General features: G+C 56.1%; 15 protein-coding genes. 1 reads left to right on the top strand and 14 read right to left on the bottom strand.

The features are described 5' to 3' along the window. The 11 genes from GHH_RS07555 to GHH_RS07505 form a co-directional block, all read right to left on the bottom strand. Entirely contained in the window at positions 1–1680 is a 1680-nt protein-coding gene (locus GHH_RS07555) for a DUF6044 family protein (RefSeq protein WP_013523628.1), read from the bottom strand. A 388-nt stretch (positions 1681–2068) separates the two neighbouring features. Beyond that, complete coding sequence (locus GHH_RS07550; RefSeq protein WP_015374694.1) at positions 2069–3049, bottom strand: phosphotriesterase; 981 nt, start codon at positions 3047–3049, stop codon at positions 2069–2071. After that, entirely contained in the window at positions 3049–4731 is a 1683-nt protein-coding gene (locus GHH_RS07545) for a long-chain fatty acid--CoA ligase (RefSeq protein ID WP_015374693.1), read from the bottom strand. The genes GHH_RS07550 and GHH_RS07545 overlap by 1 nt, the downstream gene beginning before the upstream one ends. Before the next feature lie 302 nt (positions 4732–5033). After that, positions 5034–5777 carry a DUF523 domain-containing protein gene (locus GHH_RS19720; RefSeq protein WP_015374692.1) on the bottom strand — a complete coding sequence of 248 codons (744 nt, stop codon included), beginning with the start codon at positions 5775–5777 and terminating at the stop codon, positions 5034–5036. After that, the gene (locus GHH_RS07535; RefSeq protein WP_015374691.1) at positions 5774–6544 is read right to left on the bottom strand and encodes a 5-oxoprolinase subunit PxpA; all 771 of its coding nucleotides are present in this window, start codon (positions 6542–6544) and stop codon (positions 5774–5776) included. Before GHH_RS07535 ends, GHH_RS19720 begins: the two co-directional genes overlap by 4 nt. Continuing rightward, positions 6541–7533 (bottom strand): biotin-dependent carboxyltransferase family protein, encoded by a 993-nt coding sequence (locus tag GHH_RS07530; RefSeq protein WP_015374690.1) that lies wholly within the window; start codon positions 7531–7533, stop codon positions 6541–6543. Before GHH_RS07530 ends, GHH_RS07535 begins: the two co-directional genes overlap by 4 nt. A gap of 110 nt (positions 7534–7643) precedes the next feature. Continuing rightward, positions 7644–9011 carry an ISLre2-like element ISGsp3 family transposase gene (locus GHH_RS07525; protein WP_015374689.1) on the bottom strand — a complete coding sequence of 456 codons (1368 nt, stop codon included), beginning with the start codon at positions 9009–9011 and terminating at the stop codon, positions 7644–7646. A 212-nt stretch (positions 9012–9223) separates the two neighbouring features. Beyond that, a complete protein-coding gene (pxpB, locus tag GHH_RS07520; protein ID WP_015374688.1) occupies positions 9224–9916 on the bottom strand; it encodes a 5-oxoprolinase subunit PxpB in 693 nt (230 codons plus the stop codon). Continuing rightward, complete coding sequence (locus GHH_RS07515) at positions 9913–10662, bottom strand: IclR family transcriptional regulator (protein WP_015374687.1); 750 nt, start codon at positions 10660–10662, stop codon at positions 9913–9915. The genes pxpB and GHH_RS07515 overlap by 4 nt, the downstream gene beginning before the upstream one ends. Positions 10663–10794: 132 nt before the next feature. Further along, on the bottom strand, positions 10795–11238 hold the full coding sequence (locus tag GHH_RS07510; RefSeq protein ID WP_033006629.1) for a GNAT family N-acetyltransferase: 444 nt from the start codon (positions 11236–11238) through the stop codon (positions 10795–10797). A 314-nt stretch (positions 11239–11552) separates the two neighbouring features. Continuing rightward, the gene (locus tag GHH_RS07505) at positions 11553–13073 is read right to left on the bottom strand and encodes a bifunctional ADP-dependent NAD(P)H-hydrate dehydratase/NAD(P)H-hydrate epimerase (protein WP_015374685.1); all 1521 of its coding nucleotides are present in this window, start codon (positions 13071–13073) and stop codon (positions 11553–11555) included. Between the two features lie 275 nt (positions 13074–13348). Here GHH_RS07505 and GHH_RS07500 point away from each other — a divergent pair, with 275 nt between their 5' ends. After that, positions 13349–14539 carry an MFS transporter gene (locus GHH_RS07500; protein WP_015374684.1) on the top strand — a complete coding sequence of 397 codons (1191 nt, stop codon included), beginning with the start codon at positions 13349–13351 and terminating at the stop codon, positions 14537–14539. A gap of 12 nt (positions 14540–14551) precedes the next feature. Here the strand turns inward: GHH_RS07500 and GHH_RS07495 are convergent, their stop codons facing one another. The 3 genes from GHH_RS07495 to GHH_RS07485 form a co-directional block, all read right to left on the bottom strand. Further along, the gene (locus GHH_RS07495; RefSeq protein ID WP_015374683.1) at positions 14552–14950 is read right to left on the bottom strand and encodes a hypothetical protein; all 399 of its coding nucleotides are present in this window, start codon (positions 14948–14950) and stop codon (positions 14552–14554) included. A gap of 63 nt (positions 14951–15013) precedes the next feature. Next, positions 15014–15418, bottom strand: coding sequence for a thiol-disulfide oxidoreductase DCC family protein (locus tag GHH_RS07490; protein WP_015374682.1), 405 nt, complete (start codon positions 15416–15418; stop codon positions 15014–15016). Then, positions 15418–16101, bottom strand: coding sequence for an SOS response-associated peptidase (locus GHH_RS07485; RefSeq protein ID WP_015374681.1), 684 nt, complete (start codon positions 16099–16101; stop codon positions 15418–15420). The genes GHH_RS07490 and GHH_RS07485 overlap by 1 nt, the downstream gene beginning before the upstream one ends. Positions 16102–16190 lie beyond the last annotated feature (89 nt).

Here is a 16190-nt window from a genome sequence, read left to right as displayed (position 1 = left end):
TCACCTTCCTCCCTCCGGCACGACTTTGTATAAATAGATGGTCCACGCGGACTCTTTGGAACGGAACACCCGCTCAAGGCTCAAGGCGTTTTTGCTGGCATTTTCAATCGGCAGCGCTGAAAAAATGTAGCGCCCGCCCATGTCATAAAACACGTTTGTGTTCAATTCCAAGTTGCGAATCGTCCGCTTCGAGTTTTTCTGAAACATATACCGCTTGCCCAGCTCATCGACGAACAAATAGCAGCGCCCGCCCCATTCATCGAAATACTGGCGCAGTTTTTTGTTTTTCGCGAGCTCCTTGGCGATGATGCGGCGAAACCGATGCTTGTATTCGAGCGGATAAAAGTTGTTGTACGTATCGAGTGTGTAAAAGCCGTTGTATTGAGCGATCGCCGGGTGGATGCCGATGCTGGCGACACGGTATGTATGCACCGGGCGGCCGATATAGCGGCGAATGGCGGCAAACTGCTTTTCCGCGTAAAACTCGCGAAACGACGGCTTGTCGCGGTAGACGATTTCCTCATTGCATAAAGCAAGCACGACAAGCTGCAAGACAATGGCCGCCGCACCGACCGCCCGCCACCTTCGGCCTTCCTGCCAAAAAATTTTCAGCGCCAGTGCAAACAAGACGTAAATCACCATTGGCCGCAAAAAATGGTAGCGGGCGAAATTGAACTTATCGAGCAAATCAAACCGTTCGGTGAGCGGCAGCCATCCTTTGTAAAACCAAAACGCATACCATGTCGACAACGCGAAGTTCAACCCGTGCAAAATCAAAAACAGTTTCTCCCGCCGCCAGCTTTTCCGCTTCCATACAATGTACAAGGCAACGAGCGTCACCGGTAAAATGACGAGCCCATGCACGGTCATGACGTGGGTGTGGCCGAGCACATAGTTTTTGAACGTCAGCCGGATGACGCGCCAAAGCGGCAGACGGGCGTGGAAATATTCGTCGCGGCTTGTCGGCTCATTGGAAAACAAGAGCGAATGGACAAGCCGGTAATCGACCGCCAAATAGAGCATCGTCATATAGACGATGGCCGCCAAAAACCGCCAATTCCAACCCTTGCCGCGGATGACATCAATGAGCCACCAAATCCCAAGCGCGCTCAAGAAAAAGAAAAATCCAAGCACGAAGCTCGAATAGAGCGGCAAAAGCGTCAACACCGCCCAGTTCACCCATGAACGCTCGCCGCCTCGAATGTTTAAAAACGCCCAAAGCGCAAGCGGCATCCCGAGCGTACTTAACATTCCCGATGGCCAAAACGGCGTCAAGGCAAACGTCAACGAAGAGCCGATGCGAATCCATCCCCAGCGCTCGCCCGGCAGCACATGTTTTCGCAGCAGCAAATACATGCCGATGAACGCCAATACGCGGGTTGCGGCTTGACTGAGCCCATAGGCGTAAATGGATGGAAACAGGGCGTGAAGCCAAACGATGCCGCTGAATTCTGTGCCGAACGCGTTGCGCGGCAGGCCGTTGATGATTTGCGGAATGACCCCATCGACCGGTCCGAACAGCTCACCGCTTCGAGTGAGCACCTTATACCAAGCGATGTTGGAATCCAAATTGTCATGAACGCGCATATGCGCATCTTCACCGAGCACAAAGTACGGCGACACGTACAAGGCGATGGCAACGAAAGAGAAGAGCAGGAGTCTCTTTTCGATGGACGGCACCTTTTCTCCCCCTTTCGCTTTTACTCATGTCTTTCCTTATTGTTCAACCCAACAGGAAAATTATTCATGGGAATGGAAAAAAACGGACTCCCGTCCAAACAAAAAAAACCGCCGTCGGCCAATTGAAGCCTGATGATGGCGGTTTTCTATTCACCTTTTGAACAGCCTTTTGCAGGCAACACAACGTTGCCCAAAAAAGCTGGTGATGGAACGAAAAAACGCGCGAACCATGGAGATTTCGCTCTTGAGCTCTTGAACGCTCTCCCACCTACGCTCACGCGTGGAAGTGGGGGTTTTCTCGGTTCAGGATGATCAACAACCGCTTTTCCGCGCGTTCGCAACAACGATTTTGCAGAAAGCGCGGTTTTTACCGACCTTGCAAACGGCGTCAAGCCGAGAACAGCGCCGCCGGATTGCCGATGAACATTTGCTCAAGCACTTCGTCGCGGATTCCTTCATTTTTCAGCGCGGGAATGAGGTTCACAAACAAATGCTCGACATGCCAATTTTTCATCATTTCCGCAAACGGCTCCGGCAGCGTAAACGGCCGGCCAAGCCAAACGTTGACAGTGTCATGCGACAGCATAATTTGTTTCTCGTACCCATCGCGGAGCAGAGCAAGGAGCGTCCGCACCCGCTCCTCATCAGTCGGCGCGCCGACCATCCCTTGGATGCCGAAGCGGTCAAACGCAATGTAAACGCCGTAAGCAAGCGTCTTTCGATGATAGTCCGGGTCCGTGTTGCCGCACATATGGCCGATGACAATTTTTTTCGGATCGGCGCCGTGCTCAAGCAAATAGGCGGCTTGTTCCGGCCCCATCGTTCCTTCTTGCGTATGGGTGATGATGACCGCACCCGTCTCTTTTTGCGCGCGGGCGGCAGCGCGGAAGAACATCTTTTCGTACTCGGTGATGCACCCTTTGCTCGAGGCGAGCTTGATGACACCCGCCTTGATTCCGGTATCGGCAATGCCCTCGGTCAGCTCGGCCATAAACATGTCGTAAATATCATCTTCCGCTGTTCCGAGAAGCCGGCGGAATTGGAAGTACGGCGGCGCCCCTTCCCCTTCATAATAATAGCCGGTGGCGCAAATAATGTTCAGTCCCGTCTCTTCAGCAACGCGCCGCAAAAATGCCGGGTTGCGCCCGCAGTCGTTCGGCGTCGGATCGACAACCGTTTGAATGCCGTGCCGCTTCATCTTTTCCGCCGCCTCGACTGCGACGCGAAGCGCCTCGTCTTCGCGGAACGTGCCGCGCGTCACATCGCCTTGAAACCCTGGATAGCCGAAGAGGAAATGCTCGTGGATGAGCGTTTTGCCAAGCTGTTCCACCGGCACTGGGCCAAGGACGGTTTCGACCGTCTTCGCCATCAGGCGTTCACCCCTTTCCCCGCTTTTTCATATTCCTCTTCCTGCAATTTTCGCCAAAGCAACTTGCCGCTTGACGTCATCGGCAGCGACGAGCGGAATTCGACGAGGCGCGGATATTTGTACGCCGCCATTTGCGTCTTGGACCATTCAATGATCTCTTCTTCCGTTACTTTGCCGACATACTCGTCATGAAGGACGATAAACGCCTTCACCGTTTCGCCGCGGCGCGGATCCGGCACGCCGACGACGCACGCCTGCTGAACAGCCGGATGTTTGTACAAAAGCGACTCGACTTCGGTCGGCCACACTTTGTATCCAGAAGCGTTGATCATCCGTTTGACGCGGTCGACGATGAAAAAGTAGCCTTCCTCATCCATCCGCCCGATGTCGCCGGTGCGGAAAAACCGCTTGCCGTCGAGCTCGATGAACGCTTCTTCCGTTTCTTTTTCACGCCGGTAATAGCCGCGGAACACTTGCGGACCACAAACGACGATCTCCCCGACTTCGCCGACGCCAAGCTCCCGCCCCGTCGCCGGGTCGATGATGCGCGCGTCGACGTCAAACGACGGAACGCCGAGACATTGCAATTTCGGCCGGTCCGGCGGATTGAAATGCGTCTGCGAAATCGTCTCCGTCAGCCCGTAGCCTTCAAAATAACGGACGCCGGTGAGCTGGAACAATTTTTCCCCGACCGCTTCCGGAAGCGCCGCTCCGCCGCCGGAAATGCTCGAAAGCGAGGAAATGTCATACCGGCCAAGCGCCGGGTTGGCCAAAAAGTCGATCAGCATCGTGCTGATGTTCACCCAATGCGTGCAGCGGTGCAATTCAATCAGTCGGGCGGCCGCGTCCCGATCCCAGCGCGTCATCAACACCATGGCGGCGCCGGCGAAAATCGGCGTATGCATGCTATGGACCATCCCCGTGACATGGAAAAACGGCAGCGTCGCCAACGCGACCGAATCGCTCGTCACATCGCCCCAGTGGTAGGCGCCGACGATGTTGGCGTTCACCGTCCGGTGCGGGTGGATGCAGCCTTTTGGCACCCCGGTCGTCCCGGATGTGTATGGCAAGACGGCGATGTCATCAACATGGCCGTTGTATGGAAGCGGCGGCAATTGGGCGCCGAGGCAGTCCGCCCATAAAAGAATGCGCTCATCCCCAATGGCCCGCCGCGGCGCCGCCACTTCAGCCGGAAGCGAAACCGGCGATTCATCGGAAGCATAATCAGAATAAGCGGCGACGATGATTTGTTCCAACGCCGTTCGTCCAAGGAGCGGGGCCGCTTTGTCAAGCAGCTCCTGTCCAACGATGGCGACTCTCGTTTCGCAATCATGGACGTAAAAGGAAAGCTCCTCTGAGGTGTTCATCGGATTGATCGGCACGACGATCGCTTCAGCGCGCAAAATGGCATAGTAGGAGATGACAAACTGCGGAGAATTTTGCATGTACAAGAGAACGCGGTCGCCCGGTTTGACGGACAGCTTTTGCTGCAAATAGCCGGCCAACGCGTTCACTTCATCGAGCAACTGTTTGTACGAATACACGGCTCCGTAATAGTAAATCGCCGTTTTGTTCGGATAGCGCTTCGCCGTTGTTTCCAAATGGTCGACCAGCGTCGTCTCCGGCACAGCCAGCGTTTTTGAGAGCCGTTTCGGCCAATACGGGTAATGTCTCATATTCATTCCGTTTTCCTCCTCCTTTTCACGCGATCGTTCACTGCGGCAGCCTCCACGCAAGCAGCATTGGATAGCTTTTTTTACTGACCAGTTGGTATATAGCCGACTATTTTTTATTGTACACGCTTTCATGAATATTTTCAATAATTTTCTGAATATACAAAACAAAAAATACACCGCCTACAACAGGCGGCAGACGATCGCTTTGATGTCTGCTCCGTGCATACCGTTTCCCCTTTCTTGGCCCGTCATCATTTGCTTGTTCGTTTTTGGTTGATAGACAAAAGCCAATATGGCAAAATATGATTCTAGAAAAGCTTACCATTATGTTGCAAAGAGGAGGAACACATGATGAGATTCGTGATCCCGCTTGTCCTTTCCTTTGCGCTCGCAGCCAGCTTTTTCTTCGACTCGTTCCGTTCGGCCGAAGCGGCAGCCAAAATCAAAACGTATCCAAACTGCACCGCGCTGAACAAAGAGTATCCAGGGGGCGCGGCCCGCTCCGCCTCTGTCAAAAACAAAGGAGGTGGCAAATTCATTTCCCTCGTCCAATCTCGGTTCGTCGACGACTGCACAAGCCGCCTTTCCTCGCCTCGTTTCACAAGTCGGACCGTCTCCCGCGGAACCCCAAGCCCAATGGCCACTTCTGGGCATACAGGCACAAGCCGAGCAAACTCCCCTAAACGAGAGACAAACGAATTGTGAATGATATCGCCGTTATACCGGCAGGCAGAAAAGCCGAGGCATTCGCTGACCACCACTGTCGGAATGGCGTAGTGCATCCTTTTGTACTCCTTTCTCGTTCCGTCACCTCTCTTTGTTATTGTAACCAATTGAAGATCGACTGTCATGAAGGCCATTTCATTGAGCCAGCCAAAAAATCGGTATAAGTTAGAAGAAGCAATAAACAGCTCCAAATGAAAACAGCGCCCTAAGCGAGTTTCCTGCTTAAGGCGCTTATTCGGCAGCTGCTGCATGGCAGTGCACACGCCCATATACACCATTAAAGAAGACGGCAAGGGCGCCAAATATGGTGTTCCGGCTTTCTTCATCGTCTTTCCTCTCGGCGCGGCGCCTGAATGGCGATGCCTTCGTTTTGCAAGGCTTGATAGAGCCGCTTGGCAAATCGCACCGCCTGTTCATTGTCGCCATGGAGACAGACGGTGTCGGCTTCAATCGCCACGTCCGTCCCTTGCACCGAGCGAACGCGCCGGTCGCGGATCATCATAAGCACTTGCGTGACCGCTTCGTCTTCATCCGCGATGATGGCGCGCGGATCGCTTCTTGGGGTGAGCGAACCGTCCGCCTGATACGTCCGGTCGGCGAACACTTCGCTCGCCGTACACAAGCCGTAGGCGCGGCCGGCGCGGATGAGTTCGCTTCCCGACAAGCCGTATAAGACAAGCATCGGATCGACATCATGCACCGCTTTGGCGATCGCTTCGGCCAGCGCCGCGTCTTTCGCCGCCATATTGTACAAGGCGCCGTGCGGCTTCACATGCGTCATCACGCCGCCTTCCGCCTTCACAAACGCAGCCAGCGCGCCGATTTGGTAGACTACATAGGCGTATACCTCCTCTGGCGAAACGGCCATGGCGCGCCGTCCGAAGCCAAGCAAATCCGGAAACCCCGGGTGGGCGCCGATGGCAACGCCATGCTGGATGGCGAGTTGCACCGTCCGCCGCATGACGAGCGGGTCGCCGGCGTGAAACCCACAGGCGATGTTGACAGAGGTCACGTACGATAAGATTTCTTCCTGCCCAAGCCTATACACCCCAAAGCTTTCGCCGAAATCGCAATTCAAATCAATCGTCCTCACCGTTCTCCCTCCCATTGACGGCGAATGGCCGCAATCCATCGAGCCAGCCGTTGCTGTTGTTCCTTATAAAGCCACATCGCTTCTTCCGGCCCGATCGGCTGAAATTGGATAAAGTCACCCGGGCGAGCCTGCGCGAGAATCGGCAAATCCACAGCCGCGACTTGGGCGATGCGCGGGTAGCCGCCGGTCGTCTGGCTGTCCGCCATCAATACGATCGGCTGGCCGGATGCTGGGACTTGCACCGTGCCGAAAACGACCGCTTCCGAGACCATCTCCCGCTCGCGCACAAGCGCCAACGTTGGACCGGAAAGCCGATAGCCGATCCGATCGGACTGCGTCGTCACCTCATAGCGGGCGGCGAAAAACTGGCGGCGGCTCGCCGGCGTAAATTCGTCATACTCCGGACCGGGAACCGCGCGCACCGTTTTCGTTTTCCCACCGATATAGCGGCGGGCGGCCGAAGCAAGACCCCAACGCATCCGGCCGATAACACGACGCCCATGAGTAACGCCGACCGGCAGTGCATCGCCCCGCTGCAACGGGCGGCCTGAAAGCCCGCCAAGCTGGGCTGGAACGTACGTGGAACGGCTGCCCATCACGGGCGGGACGTCGATGCCGCCTGATACAGCGATATACGCTCGAAACCCCGTCCGACACACCCCTACTTCGAGCACATCGCCCGGCTCAACAGCCATCGGCTTCCAAAGTGCAAACGTCCGCCCATTGAGCGTACACGGGAAATCGCCGCCGCATACCGCAACGACGGCCTCGACGCGAAACCGAAGCGTCGGTCCGGCCATCGTCGCCTCAAGCACCGCCTCATCACCGTTGTTGCCGACAAGCGCATTAGCCAGGCGATACGCCCACGCATCCATCGCCCCGCCCGCCGGCACGCCGGCATGCCGGTAGCCAAAACGCCCGCCATCTTGCACGGTTGTAAACAACCCAGAGTCAGTCAAGACTTTGTGGAGAACATTTTTTCGGTTCACTACGGGCGTTGTCAATCACTAGTTAGCGAACCATTTTCAGGAATTAATATCGTAAGCGCTTTCGGACTCTCATCCCTCATCTTGAGGCGATGATACGATATTCCATTTTTTTACACCCAACCACCATCCCGGAGCGCCGACAACGCTTGATGGATCGGTGTCCCGGATGACCGCTGCAGACACGGTAGATTCTGACGCACCACATCTGCCCATAACCGTCCGGCCTTCCGTTTGGCCTGTTCGATCCGCTTGGACTTTGTTGAGGCCGAGGCCGCCGTTCGGGTCTCTTCTTCCTCCACCAACTGCCCATTTCTCCGCCAAATCCCGTCGATTCGGGCCGCCATCGCCCTCAGAAACGCCCGAAGCCCTTGGTCTTTCCAGCTGCGGCGGGATTTCACCCGATGCGCAAACCGGCTCATCACGCTCTCGGCGTGGCCCATCGGACGCATGCCGGTCGTCTCCACCCCTTGCTCCGACAGCCACTCCCGATAGTCCCGGATGCATCCCGGCATCGACTCGATCCGGCGGATCATGGCAGCCATCTGCTTCTCTTTCGCTTCGTCCTCCAACGTGCCGACCGCGCTGTTCAGCTCCACGAGAAGCCCCTCTTCGTCTTGTTTCGCCAGCTTCTTCCGCACCTCCCGCCAACGCGGATGGCCGGACAGACACTGACGCAGCTCCCGCGCCACATGAAATCGATCCAGCTGAAAGCACGCCCGCTTCCCAAAATACTCCCGGCAGGCCGTGATCCACGACGCCGCGTCGCCGTTGATGATCAACAGGTCCCGGCACGGATCATAGGCATATTCGTTCATCAGCCACTCTTCGAACCGTTCCCACACGTCTCCCTCCCCTTCATGGAGGTAGTGGCGCCGGTTCACGAGCTCGAGCTGCGAACCGTTTCGTTTCCATCCCTCGTGAACCGCCAGGATTTTCTCTTCTTTCGCCCGTTTCCCTTTCCCCTGGCGGGAAATAAACAGTCCATCCGCCTCCACAAACAGCACCCGGCCGTGCCGTTGGGAAACAGGGCGGTGCAGCGAGACAGGGGCCTCCAGCACCAGTTGGCGAATCGCCTCGTGGCTCATGACCGCATACCCCACGATCGACTCCAACGTACGGGCCGCTTTGCGGTAGGAAGAGCACTCTACGGCCAACTCGACCGCCGTTTCCTCGAGGCAAGGACTGATCGATCGGGCCCCATCAAAGCCTAATTCGGCATCCAGCAAGAAGGTATAGTTCCCCGTTTGCCGGTCATAGTAGTAGTTCCGTCGAAACGTCACTTCTCCAAACAGCGTTTGGATCGTAGTCGGCCGTTTGTCTTTCAGCTGATACCGGCGCTTGTCCCGCGCTTCCGCCAGTTGTTGATCAATCTCCTCCAAAAGGGCCGCCAACAAGACAGCGAACACCTTTTGAAGAGTTCTGACTAATTGTTCCTCCAGCTCTTTTAATAAAGGCCATTCTGTGGTAAGATGTTTCATGGACTCTCTCCCTCCTGTTTTCGGTTGATGTTGACAATCACCATCATAGCAGGGAGAGAGTCCTTTTTGCATGACATTTGCTTTTTTCTACCGCGCTTCGCTTGGTGGCCCCGACGAGCGTCGCGAACAAAAGTTCGCAACCCTCGTCGGGGATCATTTCGGAATGTCACCCACAAATATTTTACTCACACAACAACCCAGCCTCGATGACGTCAATCATGTTCCTCGCTCCAACGTGCAAATTCATCAGCCCCAATCGGCTGAAACGCGACGATATCACCAGCCGCAAGCAAACTTGGCTTCTCTCGGTGCGGGTCAAATAGCTTCAGCGGCGTTCGACCGATCAGTTGCCAGCCGCCCGGCGTCGCAAGCGGGTAGACGCCCGTCTGTCCGCCGGCGATGCCGACCGAACCGGCAGGCACTTTTGTGCGCGGCACCGACCGCCTTGGCGTCGCCAAGCGCGGCGACAACCCTCCTAAATAGGCAAATCCAGGAGAAAAGCCGATCATATAAACTCGGTAGCGTCCGGCCGAATGGAGCGCTACCACTTCGTCTTCTGTCATCCCATGGAAACGAGCGACATCCGGCAAATCCGGACCGAATTCGCCGCCGTAACAGACGGGAATGACGACCGTCCGCGCCGAACGCCGCACCGCTTGTTCAGACCGCCTGATGTTTTTCCTTAGCCATGCGCCTATGCCGATGTAATCGATCATCAATGGATCATAGTAGATGGTGAGCGACGAAAACGCCGGCACGATCTCCTCGATGCCTTCTTTTCGCTCGGCCTGAAGCCGGGCGGCCGTTTGGTGGACGATATCATTCACGTCCTCGTCAATGCGGTCTGAAAACCGAACCGTCACCGCATATTCGCATAATGGAAACAACGTATACTCCACCGTCATCCCTTCCCCCGAAAGCCGAGTTCGCGCGAAATGTCCATCGCCGCCTGCTTCAATCGCGGAACGATGCGCGCCACATCATCTGGCGAAAAGCGTTGTTCCGGCCCGGCGACGCTCAGCCCGGCAACCGCCGTCCCTTCATGGTTGAAAATCGGCACCGCAACGGCGGCCGAATAGTTTTCCAGCTCAGAATAGCTGACCGTATAGCCGCGGCACCGGTCTTCTTCCAACAACCGGCGAAGCGCTTCTTTGTCGGTCACCGTATGTTTGGCGATTTTAACAAGTTCGACTTGTTCTACATAACGTTCCCGCTCCGCCTTGTCCATAAACGCAAGCAACACGCGGGGACACGCACCGGCGTACAACGGAGCGCGCCGCCCGACTTTCGTATAGACGCGCACCGGCTCGGACGTCTCGACTTTTTCGATATACAGCGCCTCATCACCGTCGCGAATGACAAGATTCACCGCTTCGTTCGTCTCCTCTTTCAGCCGCTTCATCACGGGCAGCGCCGCCCGGCGAATATCAAGCCGCTCGGCGACGAGTGCGCCAAACGTCAAGAAGGCTAAACCGAGCTCATAGTGATCGTCTCGTTTTTGCAAAAAACCGAGGACAACAAGCGACTGGGCCATTCGATACACCGACGTTTTCGGCATCCGAAGCCGTTCGACCATCTCCGGCAATGTCAACCGTTCGCAATCGAGAAACAAATCAAGCAGTTCTTTTGTTTTTAACACCGTTTTGTTCATCGTCGCCCCTCTGTTCCGAATATCAGAATATCAATTCCAAAATACGACCTATATATTTCGTATTATAATGAAAAGTGGGACAACTTTCTACTCCAAAAATGAAAAGCGTCTGCTGAACAGACGCCGTTGGATTCAACTCGATAAGCGTTTCAAAAACACATAACTGACTTTTTCATATTCCATTTTTTCCTCATAGAAGCGATGGGCGTCAATCCGCTGCAAGCCGGAGGAGAGCGAGACAATCCCGTAGCCGTGCTCCTTCGCCCACTCGTGTACATAGGACAGCAACGCTTTTCCATACCCTTTCGAACGTTCGCTCGAAGCGGTCACCAAATCGCACACCCAAATAAAGCGGCCGTTATAGAGCGTGATCATCGGCATGAATCCGACAACGGCAACCATTTTGTCCTGATCATATAACGCCGCAAGCTTATACCCTTCTTTTTCTTGCGCTTCCCGCACAAGCGCCGTGTATGTTTCCTCATCCAAATGGGTGCGCAGCTCGCGCATCACCGGAAAGGCGCTTCTCACTTCTTCCTCCGTTTCAAGCCAAACGAATTGCGGCACGATTCCCATCTCCCTTCTTCTATTTCTACATTCATTATAGCCATGTTTGTCCAAAAATGGAACTGCCGCCTTTCCGCAACGTTTATCATCGTTTCGAAAGAAGACTCCCGCTTCAAGCGCGTGAAGGGCGCAACCCAGCGATCAGCGAAAGCTGAATGTCGGCTGATAAACCAACCATTACAGCCGCAGCCGCAAATACGGCCTCAGCGGTTTGCGCCCGAACCGCATGCCTTATGCGCAGGAAAAAGACAACGCCAGCCGGTCATCGCAAACCGGCTGGAATCGTGTTCATCCCCCAGCGCTCCTTTCATTGAAGCGGTTGATCACGTCAGCGAAGCAAGCACAGCCGGCAAGGCATCCACAACGTCCGACGCCAATACATCCCAGGGCGAATGACCGTGTTGAACAAGCCTATCAGCAGCCTTTCCATGCACGAACACCGCATTGCTCACCGCCGGCTGCACCGCCTCGTGCTGCAGCAAAAACGCCGCCACGATGCCCGTCAACACGTCGCCGCTCCCGCCTTTCGCCAAAGCCGGGTTGCCGGTCGTGTTGACATATTGCGATCCATCCGGCGCCGTCACAATCGTATACGGCCCTTTCAACACGACATACACGCCATATTCCATCGCCAGCCGCTTCGACACGCCAAACCGGTCGCGTTCCACCTCGCTGACCGGGCGGCGAAGGAGGCGCGCCATTTCCCCCGGATGCGGCGTGATCACCGTCGGCGCGCTCCGTTCGCGCACCAGCTCGGCGTAATCGCCCCAAAAAAACAAGGCATCGGCGTCGATGACAAGCGGCACCGGCTGGCGCACAAGCTCATTGACCAAGCGGCGAACCCCTTCCGTCCGGCCCATCCCTGGGCCGACAGCGATCGCATCGATCTCAAGCCCATCCCAATCGGCCGCGCCGGCAAACGCGCCGCCCTCGGCCGGCCATGGTCGGCACATCGCTTCCGGCACGCGGTTGGCAACCGCCTCATACACCGTTTCCGGAACGGCGATCGTCACCAGCCCCGCCCCGCTGCGAAGCGCCGCCTTCGCGGCGAGCGTCACCGCTCCGGCCATCGCCTTGGACCCGCCGACGATGAGCAACTTGCCGTACGTTCCTTTATGAGATGACCGTGTTCGCTTCGGCATCGTCCGCACCACATCGCTCTTTTCCCACAAAAACCGAGCAGCCGCCTTCGCCTGCACCGCCGCCGGCGGAATGCCGATATCGACAACAGCGATTTCTCCGTAATAATCGGCTGCTGGGAACGTATACGCCCCAAGCTTTGGGCATTGAATGGTAAATGTCACATCCGCACGTACCGCTGCAGTCACATCCCCACCACCGGCCGGCACTCCGCTTGGCACATCGATGGCATATACAACCGCCCGCGAGCCATTCACTTGTTCAATGATGTCTTTGTACGGCTGGCGCACATCCCCTTTGACGCCGATGCCAAGCAAGGCGTCAATGATGATGTCATAATGCGGCAAGAGCGCCGCCAACTCCCGCTCTTTTCCTTCATAAGCGATCCATGCATAACCGGACCGCTCGTACACCTCAAGCGCCGTGCGCGCCGCCCCTTTCACCTTTTCCTTTGGCGGAACGAGCCAGACATCGGTTTCATAGCCATAACTTTTCAACATGCGCGCGATGACGAACCCATCGCCGCCGTTGTTGCCCGTGCCCGCGAGCACCGCCACCTTGGCAGCGGGCGGAATCCGCTTCTTCAGCGCCCAAAACAGCGCCTGTCCGGCGTTTTCCATCAACGAGTCAGCGCTGATGCCGATCCGTTCTGCCACTTCCCGGTCAATGGCGTACATTTCCTCAGCCGTTACGATCGGAATCATATACGTTGCCCCTTTCGATTGTTCTTCCCATACATATAAATTGTACAATTTTACCAGGAAACTTCGCAAAAGAATACCACTTAGATCTTTTAGAGGCCATCGTTGCACCGACCGCCCCGATGGGCATTGACTCGGACAAATTCAAATCTCACCAACATCTGCCGCCTTGCGGGCGGCGGGTGTTTCTTTTTGTAGACGATCAATCGGGAAAAGCAGTATAGTAGAAAGTAGAAATGTTCAGTCTTCGTTCACTCGAAAAAAAGAGGCGACCGACCTTGACATACATCGAAAAGGGAAGCATCACCTATCTGAAAGCAAGCATATCGCTCTTTTTCGGCGGGTTTGTGACGTTTGCCGTGCTGTATACACCCCAGCCGTTGCTGCCGATTTTCGCCAAACAGTTTCACGTTTCGGCCGCAGCGGCGAGTTTAACCGTATCAGCATCGACCGGCGCACTTGCCGTCGCGATGCTGGCCGCGGCCAACTTGTCGGACCGGATCGGCAAAAAGCGGGTGATGGCCGCCTCGATGTGGCTGACATCGCTGTTGGCCATCGCAATGGCGTTCAGCCCGGATTTTCCGACGCTGCTTGCGGCGCGCACGCTCGTTGGCATCACGGCAGCCGGCATCCCTTCCTTGGCCATGGCGTATGTCGCCGAAGAGTTCCATCCGGCCAGCATCGGCAAGGCCATGGGGCTCTATATTAGCGGCACATCGATCGGCGGCATGGCCGGGCGGATTTTGACGGGCGTACTGACCGATCTTTTTTCCTGGCGCTCGGCGCTGATCACGATCGGATTTCTATCATTGGCGCTTTCCCTTGCCTTTACCGTCTTTCTGCCCGCACCAAGACAGGCCGTCCGGCGGCGGAACAGGGAAACGCTGCGGCAGGCATACGCCGTCCACCTTCGCAACAAGCCGCTTATGGCGCTCGTAGTGCTTGGCTTTTTGTTCATGGGCGGGTTTGTGACGCTGTACAATTACATCGGCTTTTTGCTGAGCGAGCCTCCGTATTCATTCCGACAATCCGTGCTCGGCTTTTTGTTTATCGTTTACATATTTGGCGGCATCGGCTCTGTCTATATGGGACGGCGGGCGGATCTTCGCGGCCACGCCTGCACCTTGCGTTTGTCGGTCGCTTTGACGGCGCTCGGGGCGCTCGCCACGCTCGCTCCGTCCGTGCTCGTGAAAATAGCCGGTTTGGCGCTGTTTACGTTTGGCTTTTTCGGCTGCCACTCCATCGCCAGCGCCTGGATCGGCGAACAGGCGCACGTCTATAAGGCGCAGGCGTCTTCCTTGTATCTTCTTTTCTATTATTTAGGGTCAAGCCTTGCCGGAACAGCCGGCGGCTACGTCTGGACGCATTTCCATTGGAGCGGTGTCATCGCTTTTGTCATCACACTCCTCGCTCTGTCCGGCCCGCTTATCTTCTATGCGGAAAAACGGCGGCCATCGCCTTCGCGATGACCGCCGCCTCCGTCATGATTGCTTGGCGATCACTTGCAGCCCAAACTGCAGGCAATCGTCGCAAATCGCCGCCAGCGGACCTTTGGCCAGCCTTGGTTTTTCTTTGAGACAAAACGAGCAGCGGACGCCGCCATGCGCCTCTTCCGTCTCCATGGCCAGCGTTTCCTCAAGTTTTTCCAATGAGAAGACAGCCAACGCCTCGTATACATTATCAAGCAAATGATCATCAATATAGGCACATTTTCCTTCCCAACGGAGCGCGATGAGTTTCGCCGCCACCGCCATCCCTTCGTAAAACCGGCGCCGAGCCTCGTCCTCCCTTTGCTCGGCCATAGCGATCAATTCATCGGCAAAACGCTCGAGCGCCCGAGGCGTGCATTCATCAAGCCATCTTGTTGTTCCGCTTGTCATGCACATTTCCCCTCCCTCGTTTCTTTCCCTTTTCAATACGACAAACGGGCGTATTTTCCTTCTTCACCGCGGCCATTCATCAAGAAAACGGGATCGCAGCTCAAGCGGCGGCAGCTGACAATGATCACGCTTTGGAACGAGACGATGCCGACGATTGGCAATCGCGTCATACATATGATCGCGCAACAGCCGAGGGATGAGAAACCCAGCCGCTGCCATCCAATTCCACGGCCAAGCTAGACGCCGGCCGATGCGCAGGACAGCCTCGGATTTTACATAACAGCACCCGTTCTCGATGAGGACGACGCTGTCTTCTGCTGACATCTCCTGCTTTGCCAGCAACGCTTGGCCAACGATGCTCTGTTGCGCCGCAAAGCGGAACACCGCCTGGCGGTCGCGGGCGGCGATCCAGTGCGCGCTCGCATGGCAAAACAGGCAATCGCCATCAAATAAGATGACAGGATGCATCACGTTCCCTCCATTGACCGGCTGTCGACCGGCTCGATGCAGGCGATCACGTCGTTTTTCGGCGAGTTGACCAGCGGCGCCACTTCGTACATGCGCATCTCGCCGCTCGGATACGGCAACAACAACGATTTCAAATACTCGCTGTCATCAAAGCTTGCATCAAGCCAGTCGTCATGCCGCTCGGGAGGCAATATGACCGGCATCCGGTCGTGAATGGGGGCGATGAGCTCGTTCGCCCTCGTCGTCATGATCGTGCACGTCTCAAGCGGCCCGCTCGGCCCTTTCCAACGCTCCCACAGTCCGGCAAAGGCAAATGGCTCGCCCGTTTTGAGGGTGAACCGGTACGGCACTTTTTTCGTTCCTTCCTTTTTCCACTCGTAAAACCCGTCAGCTAAAATGAGGCAGCGCCGCCGCTTGAACGCATGGCGAAAACTCGCCTTTTCATCGACCGTTTCCGCCCGGGCGTTGATCATCTTGGCGCCGATGCGGGCATCTTTCGCCCAAAACGGCACAAGCCCCCAGCGCATCATTTTCCCGACTCTTTCTCCCCCCTCGGCGACGATGGTCAACACATCTTGACCCGGAGCGATGTTGAACCGGGGCGCGAGCAGGCCTTGATAACGGAAACGAAACAGCGTCTGCAATGTTTCCGAATCAGCGGTTAACGTAAACCGGCCACACACAGCATTCACTCCTTGACCAGTTGGCCGATGCCATCTTGATCCTCTATTGCATCCATTATAATACAAAAAGCGGCCGAACACGAATCGCA

The organism is Geobacillus sp. GHH01 (genome assembly GCF_000336445.1).
GTDB classification, from domain to species: domain Bacteria; phylum Bacillota; class Bacilli; order Bacillales; family Anoxybacillaceae; genus Geobacillus; species Geobacillus zalihae.
This window is presented reverse-complemented; position numbering and strand designations above follow the sequence as displayed.

Excerpts from the sequence above, each read along its gene's own strand:
- GHH_RS07550 (WP_015374694.1), bottom strand. The coding sequence starts at position 3,049 with ATGGCGAAGACGGTCGAAACCGTCCTTGGCCCAGTGCCGGTGGAACAG.
- GHH_RS07545 (WP_015374693.1), bottom strand. The coding sequence starts at position 4,731 with ATGAATATGAGACATTACCCGTATTGGCCGAAACGGCTCTCAAAAACG.
- GHH_RS19720 (WP_015374692.1), bottom strand. The coding sequence starts at position 5,777 with ATGAAGAAAGCCGGAACACCATATTTGGCGCCCTTGCCGTCTTCTTTA.
- GHH_RS07525 (WP_015374689.1), bottom strand. The coding sequence starts at position 9,011 with ATGAAACATCTTACCACAGAATGGCCTTTATTAAAAGAGCTGGAGGAA.
- pxpB (WP_015374688.1), bottom strand. The coding sequence starts at position 9,916 with ATGACGGTGGAGTATACGTTGTTTCCATTATGCGAATATGCGGTGACG.
- GHH_RS07515 (WP_015374687.1), bottom strand. The coding sequence starts at position 10,662 with ATGAACAAAACGGTGTTAAAAACAAAAGAACTGCTTGATTTGTTTCTC.
- GHH_RS07510 (WP_033006629.1), bottom strand. The coding sequence starts at position 11,238 with ATGGGAATCGTGCCGCAATTCGTTTGGCTTGAAACGGAGGAAGAAGTG.
- GHH_RS07505 (WP_015374685.1), bottom strand. The coding sequence starts at position 13,073 with ATGATTCCGATCGTAACGGCTGAGGAAATGTACGCCATTGACCGGGAA.
- GHH_RS07495 (WP_015374683.1), bottom strand. The coding sequence starts at position 14,950 with ATGACAAGCGGAACAACAAGATGGCTTGATGAATGCACGCCTCGGGCG.
- GHH_RS07490 (WP_015374682.1), bottom strand. The coding sequence starts at position 15,418 with ATGCATCCTGTCATCTTATTTGATGGCGATTGCCTGTTTTGCCATGCG.